The sequence below is a fragment of the Dysgonomonas gadei ATCC BAA-286 genome (assembly GCF_000213555.1).
In the GTDB taxonomy this organism is placed as follows: domain Bacteria; phylum Bacteroidota; class Bacteroidia; order Bacteroidales; family Dysgonomonadaceae; genus Dysgonomonas; species Dysgonomonas gadei.
On the sequence record NZ_GL891985.1, the window covers coordinates 120,618 to 140,243 of the forward strand.

The 19,626-nt window shown below is 41.4% G+C and carries 18 protein-coding genes and 1 pseudogene; 13 read left to right on the top strand and 6 right to left on the bottom strand.

What is annotated here, in order from left to right:
• Positions 1-133: 133 nt before the first annotated feature.
• The 9 genes from HMPREF9455_RS21540 (at position 134) to HMPREF9455_RS13095 (ending at position 7,785) form a co-directional block, all read left to right on the top strand.
• Entirely contained in the window at positions 134-283 is a 150-nt protein-coding gene (locus HMPREF9455_RS21540; protein ID WP_006800180.1) for a hypothetical protein, read from the top strand.
• A 708-nt stretch (positions 284-991) separates the two neighbouring features.
• Positions 992-2,413 (top strand): S8 family peptidase, encoded by a 1,422-nt coding sequence (locus tag HMPREF9455_RS13060; protein ID WP_006800182.1) that lies wholly within the window; start codon positions 992-994, stop codon positions 2,411-2,413.
• Entirely contained in the window at positions 2,410-3,777 is a 1,368-nt protein-coding gene (xseA, locus tag HMPREF9455_RS13065) for an exodeoxyribonuclease VII large subunit (RefSeq protein WP_006800183.1), read from the top strand. Before HMPREF9455_RS13060 ends, xseA begins: the two co-directional genes overlap by 4 nt.
• A 25-nt stretch (positions 3,778-3,802) precedes the next feature.
• Positions 3,803-4,855: a WG repeat-containing protein gene (locus tag HMPREF9455_RS13070; protein WP_006800184.1), complete on the top strand. Its 1,053-nt coding sequence runs from the start codon at positions 3,803-3,805 to the stop codon at positions 4,853-4,855.
• Positions 4,856-4,875: 20 nt separating this feature from the next.
• Positions 4,876-5,073: an exodeoxyribonuclease VII small subunit gene (xseB, locus tag HMPREF9455_RS13075; protein WP_006800185.1), complete on the top strand. Its 198-nt coding sequence runs from the start codon at positions 4,876-4,878 to the stop codon at positions 5,071-5,073.
• A complete protein-coding gene (locus HMPREF9455_RS13080) occupies positions 5,070-5,741 on the top strand; it encodes a 2-C-methyl-D-erythritol 4-phosphate cytidylyltransferase (RefSeq protein WP_006800186.1) in 672 nt (223 codons plus the stop codon). Before xseB ends, HMPREF9455_RS13080 begins: the two co-directional genes overlap by 4 nt.
• Positions 5,742-5,771: 30 nt before the next feature.
• Positions 5,772-6,329, top strand: a complete 558-nt coding sequence (locus HMPREF9455_RS13085) for a hypothetical protein (protein ID WP_006800187.1) — start codon at positions 5,772-5,774, stop codon at positions 6,327-6,329.
• A gap of 8 nt (positions 6,330-6,337) precedes the next feature.
• A complete protein-coding gene (locus HMPREF9455_RS13090) occupies positions 6,338-6,709 on the top strand; it encodes a DUF1801 domain-containing protein (RefSeq protein WP_006800188.1) in 372 nt (123 codons plus the stop codon).
• An 8-nt stretch (positions 6,710-6,717) separates the two neighbouring features.
• On the top strand, positions 6,718-7,785 hold the full coding sequence (locus HMPREF9455_RS13095) for a M20 family metallo-hydrolase (protein WP_006800189.1): 1,068 nt from the start codon (positions 6,718-6,720) through the stop codon (positions 7,783-7,785).
• Here the strand turns inward: HMPREF9455_RS13095 and HMPREF9455_RS13100 are convergent.
• The 4 genes from HMPREF9455_RS13100 to HMPREF9455_RS13115 form a co-directional block, all read right to left on the bottom strand.
• Positions 7,774-9,750 (bottom strand): KUP/HAK/KT family potassium transporter, encoded by a 1,977-nt coding sequence (locus HMPREF9455_RS13100; protein ID WP_006800190.1) that lies wholly within the window; start codon positions 9,748-9,750, stop codon positions 7,774-7,776. The genes HMPREF9455_RS13095 and HMPREF9455_RS13100 overlap by 12 nt on opposite strands.
• A 248-nt stretch (positions 9,751-9,998) precedes the next feature.
• The gene (locus tag HMPREF9455_RS13105) at positions 9,999-10,334 is read right to left on the bottom strand and encodes a hypothetical protein (RefSeq protein WP_006800191.1); all 336 of its coding nucleotides are present in this window, start codon (positions 10,332-10,334) and stop codon (positions 9,999-10,001) included.
• A 155-nt stretch (positions 10,335-10,489) separates the two neighbouring features.
• Positions 10,490-12,262, bottom strand: coding sequence for an ABC transporter ATP-binding protein (locus HMPREF9455_RS13110; RefSeq protein ID WP_006800192.1), 1,773 nt, complete (start codon positions 12,260-12,262; stop codon positions 10,490-10,492).
• Positions 12,263-12,265: 3 nt separating this feature from the next.
• Complete coding sequence (locus HMPREF9455_RS13115) at positions 12,266-13,990, bottom strand: ABC transporter ATP-binding protein (RefSeq protein WP_006800193.1); 1,725 nt, start codon at positions 13,988-13,990, stop codon at positions 12,266-12,268.
• A gap of 392 nt (positions 13,991-14,382) precedes the next feature.
• Here HMPREF9455_RS13115 and HMPREF9455_RS13120 point away from each other — a divergent pair, with 392 nt between their 5' ends.
• From HMPREF9455_RS13120 to HMPREF9455_RS21085, 4 genes and pseudogenes are all read left to right on the top strand, one after another.
• Positions 14,383-14,871, top strand: coding sequence for a ferritin (locus tag HMPREF9455_RS13120; RefSeq protein ID WP_006800194.1), 489 nt, complete (start codon positions 14,383-14,385; stop codon positions 14,869-14,871).
• An 89-nt stretch (positions 14,872-14,960) separates the two neighbouring features.
• A complete protein-coding gene (locus tag HMPREF9455_RS13125) occupies positions 14,961-15,656 on the top strand; it encodes an ABC transporter ATP-binding protein (RefSeq protein ID WP_006800195.1) in 696 nt (231 codons plus the stop codon).
• Positions 15,637-16,752, top strand: coding sequence for a 4-phosphoerythronate dehydrogenase PdxB (gene pdxB, locus HMPREF9455_RS13130; RefSeq protein ID WP_006800196.1), 1,116 nt, complete (start codon positions 15,637-15,639; stop codon positions 16,750-16,752). The genes HMPREF9455_RS13125 and pdxB overlap by 20 nt, the downstream gene beginning before the upstream one ends.
• Before the next feature lie 133 nt (positions 16,753-16,885).
• Positions 16,886-17,275, top strand: a pseudogene (locus tag HMPREF9455_RS21085) (GNAT family N-acetyltransferase); the annotation flags it as partial.
• Between the two features lie 205 nt (positions 17,276-17,480).
• On the opposite strand, the gene HMPREF9455_RS13135 reads toward HMPREF9455_RS21085, so the two are convergent.
• Both HMPREF9455_RS13135 and HMPREF9455_RS13140 read right to left on the bottom strand, forming a co-directional pair.
• The gene (locus tag HMPREF9455_RS13135; protein ID WP_006800197.1) at positions 17,481-17,990 is read right to left on the bottom strand and encodes a lipid-binding protein; all 510 of its coding nucleotides are present in this window, start codon (positions 17,988-17,990) and stop codon (positions 17,481-17,483) included.
• Positions 17,991-18,040: 50 nt separating this feature from the next.
• Positions 18,041-19,606, bottom strand: coding sequence for a SusD/RagB family nutrient-binding outer membrane lipoprotein (locus HMPREF9455_RS13140; protein WP_006800198.1), 1,566 nt, complete (start codon positions 19,604-19,606; stop codon positions 18,041-18,043).
• Positions 19,607-19,626 lie beyond the last annotated feature (20 nt).

The window sequence follows — 19,626 nt, forward strand, 5'->3', positions numbered from 1 at the left end:
TTACTGTTACGTATACCTTTAAATCTTTAATTAAAGAAAAATATACGCGATTTTTAATCAAAATCAGCATTTCGATTGTTTCTATAAAATAAACCATTTAAATTAACATCTGATTTATAAAAACTTGAGGATTATGGAAGATTTTGAACTGAATGATAAAGAAACGAAAGAACTAAAAGCTTTGAAACGAAAAAACAGAAGGCAGAATGCCTTTTGGGTATTAGTTGCCTTGCAGGCAGGGTCGCTGCTGTTATCTTATTATTTGGGTCGATCTCATAAATAACAGCACTTGAAAAACAATATGGAGTAAGGCATTGTATACTTTTGCCTTACTCCATATTGTTTGTATCAATCGGCTATTTGAATTTATTGTTGAATTAAATGTTGGATTTCTCTAACGCGCCGTCCGGCTTGTTTTTCATTTTGCCTTGATGCAAAACGAAACAAAAAATCAAGGCTGCATCCCCCGGCGACCCAAAACCGCAGCTGCGGTGGGGCAAAATAATACGGAATCATCTTTTACCGGATTATCAGCCGTGTATAGCAGCTACCCTATTTTGCCCTACACCTCCGCTTTACGGATTGGGTGCCCCGCCTGTGGGACGAGGCCGTTACCGCGATGCGGCGACAGGACAGAGGCTCTTCATGCTTTAGCTCCGCGTGCGTCAGCCCCTGCGCATTAGCGACGCAGGCGGGGTACCCAATCCGTTGCAGGCGGCGTAGAATCAAACGGGGCGATAGCCCGTGTGTTTGATTCAGCCGTCAAAACGGTTTTGGGTCGCCGAGGAGCGGAGCGCTAGCCTTTTGGTTCGTTTTGGGCAATGCCAAAATGAACATTTAAGCGGAACGAAGTGGAGCATAAAAAATCCAACATTAAATCTCAACTACTGATTCGCATGAATAATTGATATTATTGTAAACTCTAATAATTGCAACTAAAATAAACGACTAACAACTATTATCTTTACTTTTGTATAAAACAAATAACAATATGAAAAAGGTAACATTACTTTGCGCCCTGCTCATCTCGGTTTCGGCCCTGCTTGCTCAGGATTACAACTACAAATTCCGACTGACACTCAAAGATAAAGGACAGACACCCTACACAATAGATAAGCCCGAAGAATTTCTTTCTTCCAAAGCGATCGAACGCCGTCATAGACAAGGGTTTGCGATAGACACTTCCGACCTTCCAATTTCATCGGAATATCTCAAAGCTATAGAAAATGTGGGAGGAGTTATCGTCGCTAAAAGTAAGTGGATGAAAACGGTAGCCGTCCATTGCAGCGACAGTATGCTGGTAGATAAATATAAAGAACTCCCCTTCGTATCCGATGCTCTCTTTGTCTGGAAAGGAAAGCCGAAGAGTGAAACAAAAACGGACAGTATTGTGAACTATCCGTCCACAGAAACAGTAGCATTTGGCAACTACTATTCAAAATCGGGTACAAATATCGAGCTGAACAACGGGCAGAGTTTGCATCATGCCGGATTCAAAGGCAAAGGCATGACTATAGCAGTTATCGACGCCGGGTTTAATCACTTACCTCAGATAGAAATGCTCAACAATCTGGATATAAAAGGATACAAAGGCTTTGTGTATGAAAACGAAGACCTGTTCAACAATGCTAATCAGCATGGATTGAACGTATTATCCTGTATAGGCACAAACAAGCCGATGCAGTTTGTAGGCACTGCGCCCGAAGCCAGCTTTTGGTTGTTTGGCTCGGAAGATTCCCGCAGTGAATTTCCAATAGAGGAAGACTATTGGGCTACAGCAATAGAATATGCCGATAGCGTGGGAGTAGATGTGGTAAATACATCGTTAGGATATAACAACTTTGATAAGCCTGCAAAAAGCTATACCCATAAAGATCTAGACGGTAAAACGGCTCTTATTTCACGGGCGGCAGACAAGGCGTCTCAGAAAGGGATGCTGGTAGTAATCAGTGCAGGCAACTCCGGCGATTCGGAATGGAAAAAGATAACCCCTCCGTCTGATGCAGTGAATGTACTGACTGTGGGTGCTATACAACAGGATTCAAGCATTGTCGGTTTCAGTTCGCGTGGTCTGACCGCCGACCTGCGGATAAAGCCTGATGTGATGGCATTAGGACTAGGAGCGGCAACTATCGATGACAAGGGACATGTAAGTTTCAAGGCCGGGACTTCATTTTCATCTCCTATCATGTGCGGGATGGTCGCATGCCTGTGGCAGGCATTTCCGACATTGACTAACCGGGAAATAGTAAATATTGTACGCCAATCGTCCAATAATTTCGAAACTCCCGACCAGGACTACGGGTACGGTTTGCCCGACATGGAAAAGGCAATGTCTCTGGCCCAATCTTTAGTGGAAAAGAAAGAAAAAGCAGCAAGTCAGGTTAAAGAAGCTTCAAAGAAAAAGAAATGAACAATCAGGCTATCTCTCTGTATGAACTGAACAACCTTATAAAAGGAGTGCTTAACGACACTCTCCCCGAAATGGTCTGGATCAGGGCGGAGATGAGCGACGTACGGGTCAATCAGAACGGCCATTGCTATTTGGAATTTATAGAAAAAGACCGTGCAGGCAAAACGCTTGTGGCCAAAGCCCGGGGCATGATATGGGCAAATACCTTCCATCTGTTAAGGGCTTATTTCGAAAATTCTACTAAACAGACTTTTTCTTCGGGCCTCAAAGTATTGGTGCAGGTGAGTATAGAATTTCATGAGTTATATGGTTTCAGTCTCACGGTTCACGATATCGACCCCAGCTATACGTTAGGAGACCAGGCCTTGAACCGGGCTGCCATTCTCAAGCAGCTCGAAGAAGACGGAGTCCTTTATCTTAACAAAGAACTGGAATTGCCTGTTCCATTGAATCGCATCGCCATTATTTCTTCTCCTACAGCAGCGGGTTATGAAGATTTTCTCGATCAGCTGCATAAGAATGCTTTCGGATTTGTATTCTATACAAAACTTTTTCCGGCCATCATGCAAGGTGACAGGTCTGAAGATTCTATTATTTCAGCTCTGGAGCATATATATGAATATCAGGATTGCTTCGATGCAGTCGTCATTATAAGGGGAGGGGGAGCCACATCCGATCTTAGCAGTTTCGATTCTTATCTCTTAGCTGCCAGTTGCGCTCAATTTCCACTGCCTATTATCACGGGGATAGGACACGAACGGGACGAAACCGTGCTGGATATTGTAGCGCACACCCGGGCAAAAACACCCACGGCTGTGGCTGAATTTCTCGTTGATAACCTCACAGAAACAGCAACAGAGTTGACTGAAATATCTCAGGATATAGTATCTTTGGTTTCGCAACGGCTACAGGATGAAACCGTGCGCCTGAGCGTATTCGAAACTAAAAATTCATTTGCCCTGAAAGGCTGGTACAAAGAACAGCTTACCGTCCTTTCATCTGCGAGAAACGTATTGGCAAAAGGAATGATACGGATACAGCGCGAAAATCAGAATAAGTTTGCATTCCTCGAAGACAATTTGAAGAGGAAATCTTTACAGTTATTGAAAGATAACCAAAGCAAATTTTCCCTGCTGGAGGATAGTTTGAAAAGAAGTATACAACAGCAATACAAAGAAGAAACAAATAGGTTGGAAACGTTGGATAAACAGTTACATTTATCCTCACCCGAAAATATATTAAAAAAGGGTTACACCCTGACTATAAAAGACGGAAAAGTAGTAAAACAAAGCGGGATGCTAAGAAAGGGTGATGAAATCACCACTTTTTTCCCGGATGGAAAAGTAGAGTCTATTATAAAATGAGGTTATACTCTCTTAAAATAACACTATGAACACAGATAAAAAACCGATTTCTTATTCATATGCTTTCAGTTTTATGGACGGAATGGCACATATAATACGCAAATCGGGTACAGGATTCATAAACAAATACGGAGAACTTGCCGTCCCGTGCATATATGAAATGGCGTATAGTTACTTTGACGGTCTGGCAATGGTACAGAAGAGCAAAAAAAGCGGCTTTATAGATAAAATGGGAAATGTAGTTATTCCTATCGAATATGAAAATGCCGATGCCTTTGCCGACGGTTTGGCAGGAGTTTCCAAAGATGGCAAATGGGGCTTTATAGATAAGCAGGGAAAGCAGGTCATCCCATATTTGTACGATGGCGTAAACTGGTTTTCGGAAGGCCTTTGTGGTGTATTTAAGGAAGGCAAAGCGGGGGTCATAGACAAGCAGGGTAATGAAGTTATCCCTTTTGGCGTTTATGAAGAAGTGATGGATTTCAACAATGGCCTTGCCTATGCCTGTAAAGACGGGCATGGTGGATATATCGACCGATCAGGCAATGAGGTTATCCCTTTTATATATGATTGTAAAGGCAGCGGCCTGTTTAAAGAAGATCTTATCTGCATTTCGAAAGAGAATAAATGGGGAGTATTGGACAGTTCAGGTAACGAAGTTATCCCTTTCATCTATGATGATATGGCAATCGAATTTTCCGAAGAACTCCTTGCTGTAGGAAAAAATGGGAAATACGGCTGTATAGATAAACAAGGACGTGAAATTGTTCCTTTTGCATATGACGACCTGCGTAATTTCTCGGAAGGGCGCGCGGCTGCACGTATGGGAAATGTCTGGGGATTTATAAATAGGGAGAATAAAGCAGTCATACCTTTTGCTTTCGAAACGGTTTACAGCTATTCCGAAGGGCTGGCTCTGGTAATGCCAAAAGGACGTAATGCTTATTTTATAGATAAAAACGGTGAAGTAAATATTGCTTTGAGGAGGAGTTATAATATTCTCGATTATGCAAAGCTAGGATTTCTGGGGCTTGCTGCGGCAGCCTTGATATTTATGCTGATCAGAGCATTGGTATAGAGTAAAATAAATAAAAGGATATGGCAAAGAAAGAACAAACATACGGAGAAGCGATGCAGGAACTACAAGATATTATGTACCGCATCGAAAATGAAGAGCTTGATGTGGATGTGCTTCTCGAGGAGGTGAGAAAAGCAGCTACACTTATCAAGTTTTGCAAAGATAAATTGCAAAAGACCAACATTGAAATACAAAAAATACTCGATAAAATAGAATGAGCAATAGAAGTGTCATTATCGTTGCGGGCGGTAAAGGCCTGCGTATGGGAAGCGATCTGCCCAAACAGTTTATCCCGGTTTCGGGTAAACCTGTTTTGATGCGTACTATCGAGGCTTTTCACTCTTACGATAGCAATATTGATATTATCCTTGTGCTACCATACTCTCATCAGGTATATTGGAAAGAACTATGTGCCAATTATCACTTCGGGATACCTCATACAATCGCGATGGGTGGAGAAACCCGCTTTCATTCGGTAAAAAACGGATTAGGATTGATTAATGGAGGAATAGTGGCCATACAGGATGGAGTGAGACCCTTTGCCTCAAAAGAAATGATTGAGCGATGCTTCGATGCTGCTGAAAGATATCATGCCGTTATACCGGTGATAGACTCTACAGATAGCCTTCGGGAGATGACCGATGGCACAAAGAGCAGGATAATAGACCGCTCTAAAATCCGGTTGGTACAGACCCCGCAGGTTTTCCATACGGATATATTGAAAAAAGCGTATGAAACAGAATTCAAAGATACATTTACCGACGACGCATCAGTAGTAGAGGCCATGGGTATAGATGTACATCTGGTAAAAGGTGAAGTGACGAATATAAAGATTACAACTCCGCTGGATCTGAAAATAGGGGAGTTGATAGTGAGAGGTGAATAGTTTTGTTTTTAAAATTTAAATAAACAGGCTGTGAATTTAGACAAGATACCGGAAGACCGTATTTTTCAGAATAATACACGTGAAGAAATCAAGCGGTGGGGCAACCGGCTGCAATACTTCCACTACATGCGTTCGAGAGGAGGGCATAACTGCGAAGGTGATTCTTTTTGCGCCTATTTCAAATATGCCGATAGAAAAGACCTTGAGGTAAAGCTTGCGGAATTGGGGGTAACACTTAATAAGATTGAAGAAGGTTGTATCCCTTTCGACCCTACAGTCTCTTATTCTTTCGACGATCTGGACAAACTGAGAATCACGATCAATCATTTTCCCGATCTGGAACAACCTCAGCATGTTTCTATTTTAGATAATAAGGTGCATGTATGGGTATTGCCCAACAGCTTCGAATTGTCGGTATCGGGAACAAAAGCAGGATTAGCATACAAGGTGTCGGAAGATGATTTTCAGGTTTGCATGGCATTGGAGGAAATTTTTGAGTCACTTAATTGGAGTAGATTTATAGATGATGATATCAGTCATCAGGTACATTGTATATCCAAGCAACTGTACCCCGAACTATTCGAATAGAAAATGGCATGATAGATATACTTTCAAATTATTACCTGAATAAGGAAGAACCTCCGAAAAGCAGCTTATTAGCCTTGCGTAGCATTATCCTGAATATGGACAAAGATGTTTCGGAGACTGTAAAATACGAGATGCCCTGTTTTTGTTACAAGAAAAAAATGTTTTGTTATTTATGGACAGATAAGAAGACCGGTGAGCCATATATCCTGATGGTTGAAGGCAAGCTCCTCAACCATCCTGAATTGGAGCAGGGTAGCCGTTCACGGATGAAGATATTGAGAATCGATCCGAATGAAGATCTGCCAATCGAAACCATTAAACTTATATTGAATGATGCATTGAATTTGTACAGAAACGGAATAATAAAAATCAAGAAATAAAACCATTTATGGAATACGATATCGACGCGCTATACTACAATGCTGTAGACCTGCTGAAAGATATGATAAAAACACCTTCTTTCAGCAGAGAAGAGCATAATGTGGCAGAGATCATAGCAACATGCATGCATAAGGCTGGTTACGAACCGCAACGAAAAGGGAATAATCTTTGGATACAGTCGAAAGACTTTGATGAAACCAGGCCTACCATCCTCCTCAATTCTCACATGGATACCGTACGCCCTGTATCGGGATGGACTAAAGACCCTTTTACACCTGAGGTGGATGATGGCACATTGTTTGGATTGGGGAGTAACGATGCCGGAGCTAGCTTGGTCTCTCTACTTCATACTTTCTTTATCCTGACAGCAAAGAAACAGGATTATAACCTTATATTCCTGGCCTCGTGTGAAGAAGAGGTTTCGGGAAAAGATGGAGCAGAGGCCGTTGTCCCTCTCCTTCCCAAAATAGAATTCGGTATTGTGGGAGAACCTACGCAAATGAATCCGGCCATTGCCGAAAAAGGACTTCTGGTGCTTGATTGCACTGCATACGGAAAAGCAGGTCATGCTGCCCGTAACGAAGGAGAAAATGCGATATACAAAGCGTTGAAAGATGTAGAGTGGTTTAGAACATACCAATTTCCCGAGGTCAGTGATCTGCTGGGTCCTGTAAAAATGACAGTATCGATGATCAATGCCGGAACACAACACAACGTAGTTCCCGACAAGTGTGATTTTGTCGTAGATGTCCGCAGCAATGAATTATATAGTAACGAAGAACTGTTCAACCTGATAGACAGGCACACCGGATGCGAAGTGAAACCTCGTTCGTTCCGTCTCAATTCATCCCGTATAGCTCTGGAAAATCCTTTTGTCCAGCGTGCTATAATGATAGGTAAAGAACCTTATGGTTCACCTACCCTATCAGACCAAACATTTATGCCGTTTCCTACATTGAAGATGGGGCCGGGAGATTCGGCCCGTTCACACACAGCAAACGAATATATCCTGCTTAGCGAGATACGGGAAAGCATAGAACTATATGTAAAACTGCTGGACGGTTTACGACTCTGATTCATCCGCTGATTGCTTCAACAACTCTTTTAGCTGCTCCTCGGTATGATCGATCTGCCTTAGCGGAACTGTTTCCACTACGGCCAGTGACGGGTCTATATCATACATCTGAGTATCGGAAGTGGTGAGTTTCTTTACCAGATTATAGCAGGCGAGTACGATCTGACGCGATGGATTCATGTGTACATTGCGAAATATACGGTCCACTACCATATACTTGAAATCGCCTCTCTTATCATTTCCTTCCTGCATAGAAGGATAGCGCGTGGTGAGGTCGACAAGTCCGTGACGCTCCAGTTCATTTGCGATTAGTGTTACATACTTATCGGTATGGATACCCAGCTTAAATCCTGCTCTGATATTGATACGGAATACCTTTTTCGGCACATACACCGTCGTTTCATAGCTGAATTCGTATGGTTCATCCGTCCTTTTGATACGGACAAACCAATAAGTGTCGGCGCGCTTAGGAGTCCCTTTAAATAAAGAGTATGCTATTTTACTTTCAAGGAAGTTCTTGTTGTTGGCTTTTACTATATACACCAGATGAGTTGCCGCTTTAGGTACGGTTTCATCCTTACTGATACGGATAATCTGATTGATATATTGCTCGTCTACCTGATCGTAGACAGTATAATGGCGTTTTATCCTCCGTCCGTTATACCATGAGTACATGAATAGCAGTAGTATACTAGCTATAACGATAGGTACAAAACCTCCGTGGGCAAACTTCTGCATATTGGCAAGGAAGAAACTGAATTCAATAACCACAAAGAATAAAGTCAACGGAATACTAAACCATAAGGGCCTGTTATTCTTCATAAAATAAAGGAACAACAGCACACTTGTCATCAGCATGCTCAGGGTAATAGCAAGCCCGTAAGCTGCTTCCAGTTTCATAGAGGACTGCATGGTAAGAATGATAATGATACATAGGACCATCATCATATGGTTGATGGAAGGGATATAGAGTTGTCCTTTTATATTAGTCGGATATTGAATTTTTACATTTGGCCAGATATTAAGGGATATAGCCTCACTGATGACTGTGAACGAACCGCTGATAAGTGCCTGACTGGCTATAATGGCGGCAAGTGTAGCCATTAGCACCCCGATAAGGCTAAACCATTCGGGCATCATGGCAAAAAACGGGTTGATGTCGTGGGTTACTTTGCCGTGACTGTTAATTATCCATGCTGCCTGTCCCAGGTAGTTAACAATAAGTGCTATCTTCACATATATCCATGATACGCGGATATTCTTCAGACCGCAATGTCCTAAGTCGGAATAAAGAGCTTCCGCTCCTGTGGTACAAAGAAATACTGCACCCAGTATAATCATTGTTTGTGGAACAGCAATGAGAAAGTTAATCGCATACATCGGATTGAACGCCCTCAATACAGTGACATCAGTGACTAGCTGGCTCATACCCATAACTGCCATCATAGTAAACCATGCTATCATCAACGGACCAAAGTATTTCCCCAGGGAACCTGTACCAAATGGCTGGACGAGAAACAGTATGAGAACTATAGCTATAGTGACGGGTATAACAGGAATATGGGGGGCAATTGTATTCAGCCCTTCCACTGCCGACATTACGGTCATTGCAGGAGTAATGATACCGTCGGCAAGCAGTGTGGCTGCTCCCAGCCCTGCCAGAACATATGCCCAACGGTATTTCTGACGCACGAGAGCATATAGTGAGAGTATTCCACCTTCCCCTTTATTATCGGCGCGAAGGGTAATGATAACATATTTAAGAGTGGTCTGGATCGTCAGCGTCCAGATAACACAAGACACAGCACCCAAAATATAGTCGGGACGTGTAAGTTGTCCGGCAGGCAGGGCATTCAGAATAGCCCTCATCACATACAAAGGGGATGTACCTATGTCGCCGAATACGATACCGATAGCAAGCGTTACACCGAGAGCGCTAAACGGGACTTTATGATTTTCTTTCATGCATTCTCATATTGAAAATTGCCCCAAAAGTACAAGATTATTCCATATAAAAGTACTATCTACGGTTAATTTTTCTTACAGTCTATAGATTGTTTATTCTTCTCTTTTCAACTGACTTAAGAACCTCATACTATTTTACGGAGAAATAAACTTCAGAGTTATTAACAACTCTAAAGTCCGAAAGTTTTAATCTTGCACAGGAGTTTTTAATGTTTAATAGAAGGTTGGTTTAGCAGTAGAGTGTACGACTAGCAATTCCTATTTATGTACCCTTGTATTAGCAACACGAACCCCCCGCCAACCGAAGCACCTCGTAAAGCCGAACCTATTATTCCTCCTTCCTCTATAAAGGGCGCCGCCGCTATCCCTATAAAGATAAGTGCAGCTCCAATAATGAGATAACGCAATCCCATACTTTTCCGGTAACTTTTCAGTCTTTCCAAGGCATCGTCAATTGCGACCAGATTATCAGGATATTCCTGACTCAGAAACTCCTGGATTTTATTCATATTAGTAATCCTTTTCTTTTTGAACAGGTGAAGTGCATCAGGGTACAGATCTCCCTTGTAATGTGTATTTTCCATAGTTTTGAAAATATTGTATTGGTTTCTAAAAATAATGCTTGTGTAAGTTAAATGTTTTGATCATAATAGCCAAATAACAACTAATCAAAAATAAGTTTTACCTTTTTCCGAAAACTTTATCTATATTATAAAAGAAGGCATGAATTATAGAAAATTTAAAATTCTTCGAATTGTTCCTGATATAAAGAATAATATTTGCCTTTCATCTCCAGCAATTCTTTATGGCTGCCTTGCTCTATGATTTGTCCATGATCCATTACCAGAATCCTATCCGCATTCATGACTGTAGACAGGCGATGGGCTATAATCAGGCTGGTACGGCCTTCCATCAGTTGGTCGAGTCCTTTCTGTATAAGCAGTTCGCTGCGTGTATCGATATTACTTGTAGCTTCGTCGAGCAGTAGTATCGGAGGGTCGGCTACAGCCGCACGTGCGATATTGAGCAACTGACGTTGCCCCTGACTAAGGTTTGCCCCATCATTTTCGAGTATAGTATCATAACCTTGCGGCAAACGTTTGATAAAAGAATGTGCGGCTGTCAGCTTTGCGGCCTGTACTACCTCTTCGTCAGTTGCGTCGAGTCGTCCGAAGCGGATATTCTCGCGCACAGTCCCCGTGAATAAATGAGTATCCTGCAAAACGATGGCCATTGACCTGCGAAGATCTTCTCGTCTGATATTCCGGGTAGAAATACCATCTATAGTTATTTCCCCCGATTTGATATCAAAGAAGCGGGGCAGCATATTGAGTATCGTGGTTTTGCCCGCTCCGGTTTCACCGACCAGTGCAATCTTAGTTCCGGGAGTAGCATGCAGGGATACCCCTTTCAGAATGAGTTTCTCAGGTTTGTAGCCGAAGTAGACGTCTTTCATTTCCAGATCGCCCTTTACATTACGGAGGCTGACGGCATCGAGTGCATCACCTTGTTCAGGATCTTCATCTATCACCTGAAAGATACGTTCAGCCCCTGCTATCGCAGCCTGGATGCTATTGTACAGGCTCGCAAGCTCGTTTATCGGCCGCCCGAACTGGCGTGAATATTGCAGAAAAGCAGCAAGTCCACCGACATCAAAACCTCTGAATATAGCAAGCAATGCTCCCACAATGGTGATAATGACATAGTTCAACGTGTTCAGGTTCTGCATTACGGGCATCATCATACCTGAATAGAACTGTGCTTTCTCGGATTTTCCTTTCAGATTCTGATTGATTACATCAAAGTCGGCTTCTACCTTCCTTTCGTGTCCGAATACCTTGATGACCTTTTGCCCGCTTATCATTTCTTCGATGTATCCGTTTACCTCTCCCAGTGTTTCCTGCTGAGCCTTAAAATACTTACGGCTGCGTTTTACGATCAGTTTAGCACTAATAAACATAAGCGGAACGGTAATCAGGGTTACCAGCGTTAATATCGGGCTGATGTATATCATCAGTGCAAAGATGCCTACCAGCATCAGCGCGCTGGAAAGCATATCGGACAGGCTGTCGGTGAGCGCTGTACTTATCTGGTCTATATCGTTCGTATAGCGGCTCATCAGGTCGCCATGCTGATGGGTGTCGAAATATTTGATAGGTAACTGTTCCATCTTTTTGAACAGGTCGGTACGCATGCGGGTCACTGTATTCTGCCCTATTTTATTCAGAAGAATGTACTGGATATAAGTAGCTACGACTCCGGCCAGATAAATACCTGCCAATACGAGAAGTATTTTTACAAGCCCGTTGAAATCACCCGGCAGAATATAGTCGTTGATAATAGGACGAAGCATATATGAACCCAGCAAACTGGATACTATGCTGACAATAATAAGAAAGCCGATCACCGAGAGCAGCTTCTTATCGCAGGTAAGATATGACATTAGCCGCAGGAATGTTTTCCTTCCCTCCGTTGGTTTTCCTGTATGCTTGTAGTGGTCTCCGTGTGCCATGTCTCAGAATGCTATTTGCTGTGAGTTATATATTTCCTTATACACTTCCGAATTTTCAATCAATTCAGATGGCTTGCCGATGGCATCTATCTCTCCGTCTTCGAGTACAATAACTCTGTCGGCAGACTGCATCGTGTTTATCCGTTGTGTGATGATAAACACAGTTGTGTCGTGAAGCAGGTTGTCGAGGTTGTGGCGGATCTTTTGCTCGGTTTCCGAGTCCACAGCACTGGTACTATCGTCGAGAATGAGTATCTTAGGCTTGCGTAACAGGGCGCGGGCTATACAAATCCGTTGTTTTTGCCCACCTGACACGTTTATGCCACCCCTCCCTAGCAGTGTATTGTATCCGTCAGTGAAGGACATAATGAAGTCATGTGCTTGTGCTGCTTTAGCTGCTTCCTCTACCTCTTCTGTCGTAGCATCGGGTTTTCCCCAACGGAGATTATCTATAATAGTACCTGTAAACAATTCGTTCTTTTGCAATACCATGCCTATCTCCGAGTGAAGTTCATCCAAACTATAATCTTTCACGTTTATCCCGTCTATCAAAACTTCGCCCCCTGTAGTATCATACAGTCGGGGAATAAGCTGGAGCATTGAACTCTTTGCCGCGCCTGTTGCTCCTACCACCGCTATGGTTTCTCCCTGGCGGGCATGGAAGCTGATATCTTTAAGGACATCGTTCTCTCCTCCGCTATAACGGAAATAGACATTGCGGAATGTGACCTCTCCTTTAACCATCTTGTGTTTATTCAGCAAGCCTTCTTTAGTATCGGCCAATGAAGGCTCTGTATCGAGTACCTCCAGTATGCGTTCCGATGAAGCCGAGGCTCGAGCAATTCCCATTATTACCATCGAAAGCAGCATCAGAGCCATCAATATTTGCACCAGATAATTCACGAATGAGATCAGTTCTCCTACTTTCAGTTCACCGGATATAACCTTTCCCCCGCCTGCCCAAAGGATGGCGATGGTAGATACGTTCATTATCAGCTGCATGACAGGAAACATCGTAACAACTATATTGGATGCCCTGACAACCATGTCGCGCAGGTCTTCGCTACTACGGGTGAACTTTTTACTCTCAAAATCTTCTCTGACAAAGGATTTCACCACCCGGATATTAATCAGGTTCTCCCTTACTACGGCATTCAGGTTATCGACTTTTTGCTGTACCTTCATAAATAATGGAAAACCTTTACGAAGGATGAGGAATACACTGATTCCCAGAACAGGCACAGCTCCGATAAGTATCAGGGCTAAATCGGTATTGATCTTGATTACAAAGAATATAGCCATAACCAGCATCAGCGGGGAGCGCAGCATCAGCCGCATTCCCATCAGTATTACCTGCTGGATGCGTGATATATCGTTTGTAAGCCGGGTGATTAATGACGCCGAATTGAAACGGTCTATTTCGGTAAATGAAAGCTGCTGTATTTTGTTGAAAAGGCCCGACCTCAGGTCCGTGCCAAATCCGATGGATGCGCGGGACGATACATATACGTTAATGATACTGACTATCAATCCTATCAGAGACACTGCAACCATCTTGATGCCGACACCGGTTATTACCGACAAATCCTTCGGCATTACACCATTGTCAATTATGTCAGCCATATACAGAGGCTGTATGGTTTCGCTCATTACCGTTATCAGTACAAGAAAAGGGCTGATAATAAGACTAAGCGAATATTTTTTCAGTATTTGCCAGTATTTCTTCATTTATATTCTATTGGCTCGGTTCAGTTTTGTATAAATGCGTACAAAGATAAATGTATTTGCCGATAAGTTTTTAACTTTTGAAACATACATTTAAGGTCGCGGACCTATTTATTACTTTTGCATCTACAGCAACAAAGTAGGTCACTATTAGATAATGTTGCATTAAATACTATTCTTCACTTAATTAAACGATAAACATTAATGATTGTTTTTGATATTTTTTAGAAATATAATTATATATATTTTATTATAGTATTTGAGATAGCCGGCTTTATAGTTATTATCAATATCCTGTTAACAAATATCTATATTTTTTGATGAGTTAATATTATATTTGTAATATTGTATCTAAATTGTTCAGAACAATAACTATCATCAAAAATATCATTATTATGTTAAGTAAAAAATTAGAAGCCGCATTAAATGCGCAAATCAATGCAGAATTCTGGTCTGCATATCTTTATCTATCAATGTCTGCTCACTTTGCTGCAGATGGTAAACCCGGTTTCGCTCATTGGTTCAAAAACCAGTTTGACGAAGAACAGCAACATGCAATGAAACTTTTCAATTATGTAATTGAAAGAGGTGGTAAAGTGGATTTAAAACCAATAGCAAAAGTTGCTCAGTCATGGCAATCTCCGTTGGCAGCCTTTGAAGACACGCTGGTACATGAGCAAAAAGTAACCGCTATGATTAACAATCTGGTTACTATAGCCCGTGAAGAAAAGGACTATGCTACAGAAAGCATGCTGCAATGGTTTGTAAACGAGCAGGTAGAAGAAGAATCTACAGCACAGGGATATATCGATGCGCTGAAAATGATCAAGGATAACGGATTCGGTATCTATACTCTTGACAAGGAGCTGAAAGCAAGATCATAACGATTTTGAATACGAATAAGGCAAGTCTCCCTGATTAATGTCAGGGAGATTTGTTATTTTTATACCCTTAATTATTAAAACAGAAGTATTTGATACAGATAGAACATATATCGAAGAGCTATGGCAATCAGGTCGCATTATCGGATGTGAGTTTCTCTATGAATAAAGGGGAGATTATCGGACTGCTGGGTGTCAACGGAGCAGGAAAGTCTACCCTGATGAAAATTCTGGCGGGAATTATCCGGCCGGATAGCGGGCATATAAGTTTTTCAGGGAAAGACCTTTTTGAGAATGCTCTGGAAATAAAGCGGCAAACAGGCTATCTTTCCGAGGATAACCCTTTATATGAAGATATGTATGTAAAGGAATACCTTAGTTATGTCGCCGGAATATACGATGCAGGTAAAGAACGTATATCAGAAGTGATGGAGCAAACAGGCCTGCAAAAAGAGTATAAGAAGAAGATAAAGGACTTGTCGAAAGGAAACAGGCAACGGGTAGGAATTGCACAGGCTTTGGTTAACGACCCTTTATTCCTGATTCTGGACGAGGCAACCAGTGGACTGGACCCTAACCAACGCGAAAGTCTGAATGATCTGCTTATAGATTTATCTATAAATAAGGTGGTGCTGTTTTCGACACATATCCTGCATGAGGTAAAAGATATCTGTTCAAGATTTATCCTGTTGGATAAAGGTCAGCTTATCGCAGACCACGAAATAGCGGAAATAGACTCGATAGAAAATATGTTTCATAAATTGACTAATGAAAATAATAGCAGATAAAAATATACCCTATCTGAAAGGAATAGCTGAGCATTTTGGAGATGTAACTTATCTCGATGGTTCAGCTTTTACACAGGATACGATAAAAAATGCGGACACATTGATTGTTCGTACAGTGACCCATTTTGGCGAAAGCATATTGAAGGAAAGTAATGTAAAGCTAATTTGTTCCGCTACCATTGGTTATGACCATATAGATACTGCATATTGTGATGCGCATGGTATTATCTGGAAAAATGCTCCTGGGTGTAATTCCGGTTCAGTAATGCAGTATGTGGTGTCTTCCCTTATTACCATTGCCCGGAAAAAAGGTTTTGACTTAAGAGATAAAACAATAGGCATTGTCGGGGTGGGTAATGTAGGTAAGAAGGTAGCAAAAGCCTGTGAAATATTAGGAATGAAAATTCTTCTGAACGATCCGCCAAGACAAGCGCAGGAAAAAGATAATAGCTTTGTCAGCCTGCAAACGATAATGGATGAGGCGGATATAATTACATTCCATACTCCTCTGATAAAAGAAGGTGAATATAAAACGTATCATCTGGCGGATGAAGAATTCTTCTCTTTACTGAAGAAAAAGCCTGTTATCATTAACTCTGCACGTGGAGGGATAATAGACACCGGAGCTATTAAAGACGCAATTAAGGAGAATAAGATATCGGGTGCCATTATCGACTGCTGGGAGAATGAACCCCGGATCGATTTGGAATATCTCAATATGGTGGATATCGCCACTCCTCATATCGCAGGTTATTCTGCCGACGGCAAAGCAAATGCAACGCGTATGTCGCTGGGATCGATTGCAGACCTTTACGGATTTAATAAACAGCCTGTTTCGTTGGTTAAAGAACCTGCCCCTGTCAATCCGGTAATAGACATGGAACAGTATTCTGGAATGGACGACCGGATTCACGAAGCAATACTGAATACTTATAATCCGCTGAATGATTTTAGCCGTTTAAAGGCTTCTCCTGATGCTTTCAAAAAGTTGAGGAATGAATACCCGTTACGACGGGAATACTTTGCCTATACAGTTATAAATGCTTTGGAAGATGAGAAAGTCATCCTGAGTGATTTAGGTTTCAAACATGAATAAAGAAATACCAGATTTCATTCTCTCAAAACGAGTTTTACTTAGACCCATAGCCATAACTGACGTTGAGGATATTTTCTCTTATCGTTCACTAACGGAGGTTGCCAAATACTAATATTGGGAACCATTCACAAAAGAACACACTCTGGACTTTGTAAATAGAAACAGTAATCCCGACTTTAGAAAAAGAGGAGAATGGATTGGGCTGGCTATTATCAGTAAGAATACCGGAAAACTTATTGGTGACTGTGCTCTAAAGATAGAAGACAATAGTACTGAAATCGGATGCAACATTTCTCCCAAATATCAGAACTGCGGCTTTGCAAAAGAGATATTGAGACTGCTCATAGATTATTCTTTTAAGATAACCAGAGTAAATGAAGTTTATGGAATAACCGACTCGGAAAACACGGCTTCCATCAGATTGATGGAATCGGTGGGAATGGTCAGGACTCCAGTTTTCGAAGAACGGATTATATGCAAGGGTATCCTAAGCGTAGAACATAAATACTCTATACAAAGATAATAAAAAGGGGTGAAAGAGACTGGCTTGAGGTAAGCTATCAGTCCCTTCCAAGATTGATACATCACTGCATTATAGTGTTTGTATGATGCCCGTTCTTTTGAAGTTGAGGGATGACACGGACATAATTCCCCCCTTTTAGTATAAAGCCCGAGGCAATAAGAACTCCGGGCTTTTGATTTTACAATTTATTATTGATCAGCAATTTTTAGTCTTCAGCCCAACCAGTGAAACGATAGCCTTCTGCTTTATAAGTCTTTCCTGGGAACCGTGAATTTGTAAAAGTGAAAGATATAGCATCCGCCACAGTACCTGACGGCGCAGTTGCACCTTTTAGCGTGACCTTTCCACCTGTAAGGGTAAATGTGGTGGTAGAGGTGGCTACATTCCCGGCTAAGTTCTCAATATTAGTTCCTGAAAAAGCAAGAGAACCTAAATCACAATTGATTTTTCCATTAATTGAATAAGCATTTGATCCACTAAGAGCATAACCTCCGATGCGCAACCAGCACTGAGTAGTGGAACCATCTATTGTATTGGAAATTTCACAATAGTTTTTATACACCTGTGTCCCCGCTTCATCTGTTACTATCACTCTGTATTTACCACCTAAGGGATGAATGGAAGAATATTCAATTTCATAATCTCCATATGTATCGCAGGAAAAGAATCCCAGAAGTAGCAAGAATAAGAATGGAATATATTTTATTTGTTTCATATTTTATTTTATTAAGTACTGAATACTAAAATTGGAATTGATGTTTCATATTACTTGTCTTTAGCGACCTGCCACCATAGAGGTTCTTGTGTAGGTTGAGTCGCCGGAGCATTAGGATTGTACAGAGCCGACACGTTTGGTACAGGCAATCGCCGAGGGATCTCTCTTGGCTGAAGGACTGTTTCACCTGGAGCGATCAAAGTTCCCAACTCATAATCTGCCTCTAATCCCGGAGTAACATTGCTTACACGCACTTTTTGAGCATCGCTAATTGCAGGAATACCTGTACGGTTACGATCCATCCATGAATCCCACGAATTGGCTTTTACTCCTGCTATCCATTTTTGAGTTAAAATGCTCTTCAACATAGTATCTAGAGATGAGCTATTGAAAGCATACGCCCCCCCTGTTTTTATGAAATCAGCCGCATTATATCCCCAACGTGCAAATGCCTGACGCACACCTTCTTCATAAGCAGTTTTAGCCTCTGCAGTTTTACCTAGTCTTGCCTGCGCTTCAGCTACCTGAAAATATGATTCTGCAGTATTCATCAAATACACAGCATCGGAGAAAGCTTGCTTGTACGCTGACGATTTGGTAAGAGGCACAGGATCTTCTCCTTTAGGATCTGAAGATGGTTTGGTACCACATGGTAGTCCTCCGTACATTTCTCTTGTTGTAAGTGTTTGTCCTTTAGCAATAGAGTCTGTCGCAGCAGAAGTTATTTCATATACTTGTTCGATGCGTGGATCATTTGAGGCTAACAAAAATTCAAGAAACGTATGACAAGCTCTTATATTTACCCGTGTATTTAATTGACGGATATTATACTCATATAAAGGATTTCCTTTGTTGGTTGCATCCTCAAAAGCCGTAAAGGCACAATCTTCTGTAAGCAACCCTCCAGCGTTAATCAAAGAAGCTATCTGTGTTTTATTTGCCTCAAAATCGCGCATATAAAGTTTCAGTTTCAAACTTTTAGCAAAAGCAATCCATTTGTCAATATTTCCTCCAAAGAAATAATCTCCTGTAGTAATAACAGGATTCGATCCTCCTTTAGCATCTGGAGCCTTTGCAATTGCTTCATCTAAGAGATTAATAATTCCTGGATATACAACAGTCTTACTATCATCATATTTTGGGGATCTATATTCATTCGCATTGAGAGTTTCTGTAAATGGTATATCACCATAAAAGTCTGTAAGCATATGATAGTTGTACGCTGTCAATATCTTACCAATTACCCAATAGTTCCAAGCACTCTTTTCTTCTGCAAGGGAAACCATTATTTTTAAGTCAGGCAATGTATTAGCATAAGCATTGGTCCAAAATGCATTGTATGAATCCTGATTTAGGGTATAATTTACAGTTGTATTATACTGATTAGTAGTATTTCCCTGAGTCACATACTGATTCCATAAATCACCTAGTAACTGCCCGTTTAATCCCCATTGAGCTACAGTAGTGGCTCCCGTAGAAGGCAGTAAGGTTCCCAGTGTCGCTTCTGTAGGATAATTCGGGTTATTGTTGATATCTAAATACTCATCACATGAAATAAGTGATATACTTGACAAAAACACCAACAAGGTTTTATATAAAAATTTCTTCTTTTTCATATTTTTTTCTTCGTTAGATT

Coding starts and splice junctions, on each gene's coding strand:
- HMPREF9455_RS13080 (WP_006800186.1), top strand. CDS start 5,070: ATGAGCAATAGAAGTGTCATTATCGTTGCGGGCGGTAAAGGCCTGCGT.
- HMPREF9455_RS13070 (WP_006800184.1), top strand. CDS start 3,803: ATGAACACAGATAAAAAACCGATTTCTTATTCATATGCTTTCAGTTTT.
- HMPREF9455_RS13090 (WP_006800188.1), top strand. CDS start 6,338: ATGATAGATATACTTTCAAATTATTACCTGAATAAGGAAGAACCTCCG.
- xseB (WP_006800185.1), top strand. CDS start 4,876: ATGGCAAAGAAAGAACAAACATACGGAGAAGCGATGCAGGAACTACAA.
- HMPREF9455_RS13100 (WP_006800190.1), bottom strand. CDS start 9,750: ATGAAAGAAAATCATAAAGTCCCGTTTAGCGCTCTCGGTGTAACGCTT.
- xseA (WP_006800183.1), top strand. CDS start 2,410: ATGAACAATCAGGCTATCTCTCTGTATGAACTGAACAACCTTATAAAA.
- HMPREF9455_RS13110 (WP_006800192.1), bottom strand. CDS start 12,262: ATGGCACACGGAGACCACTACAAGCATACAGGAAAACCAACGGAGGGA.
- HMPREF9455_RS13095 (WP_006800189.1), top strand. CDS start 6,718: ATGGAATACGATATCGACGCGCTATACTACAATGCTGTAGACCTGCTG.
- HMPREF9455_RS13115 (WP_006800193.1), bottom strand. CDS start 13,990: ATGAAGAAATACTGGCAAATACTGAAAAAATATTCGCTTAGTCTTATT.
- HMPREF9455_RS13120 (WP_006800194.1), top strand. CDS start 14,383: ATGTTAAGTAAAAAATTAGAAGCCGCATTAAATGCGCAAATCAATGCA.
- HMPREF9455_RS13105 (WP_006800191.1), bottom strand. CDS start 10,334: ATGGAAAATACACATTACAAGGGAGATCTGTACCCTGATGCACTTCAC.
- HMPREF9455_RS21540 (WP_006800180.1), top strand. CDS start 134: ATGGAAGATTTTGAACTGAATGATAAAGAAACGAAAGAACTAAAAGCT.
- HMPREF9455_RS13140 (WP_006800198.1), bottom strand. CDS start 19,606: ATGAAAAAGAAGAAATTTTTATATAAAACCTTGTTGGTGTTTTTGTCA.
- pdxB (WP_006800196.1), top strand. CDS start 15,637: ATGAAAATAATAGCAGATAAAAATATACCCTATCTGAAAGGAATAGCT.
- HMPREF9455_RS13135 (WP_006800197.1), bottom strand. CDS start 17,990: ATGAAACAAATAAAATATATTCCATTCTTATTCTTGCTACTTCTGGGA.
- HMPREF9455_RS13060 (WP_006800182.1), top strand. CDS start 992: ATGAAAAAGGTAACATTACTTTGCGCCCTGCTCATCTCGGTTTCGGCC.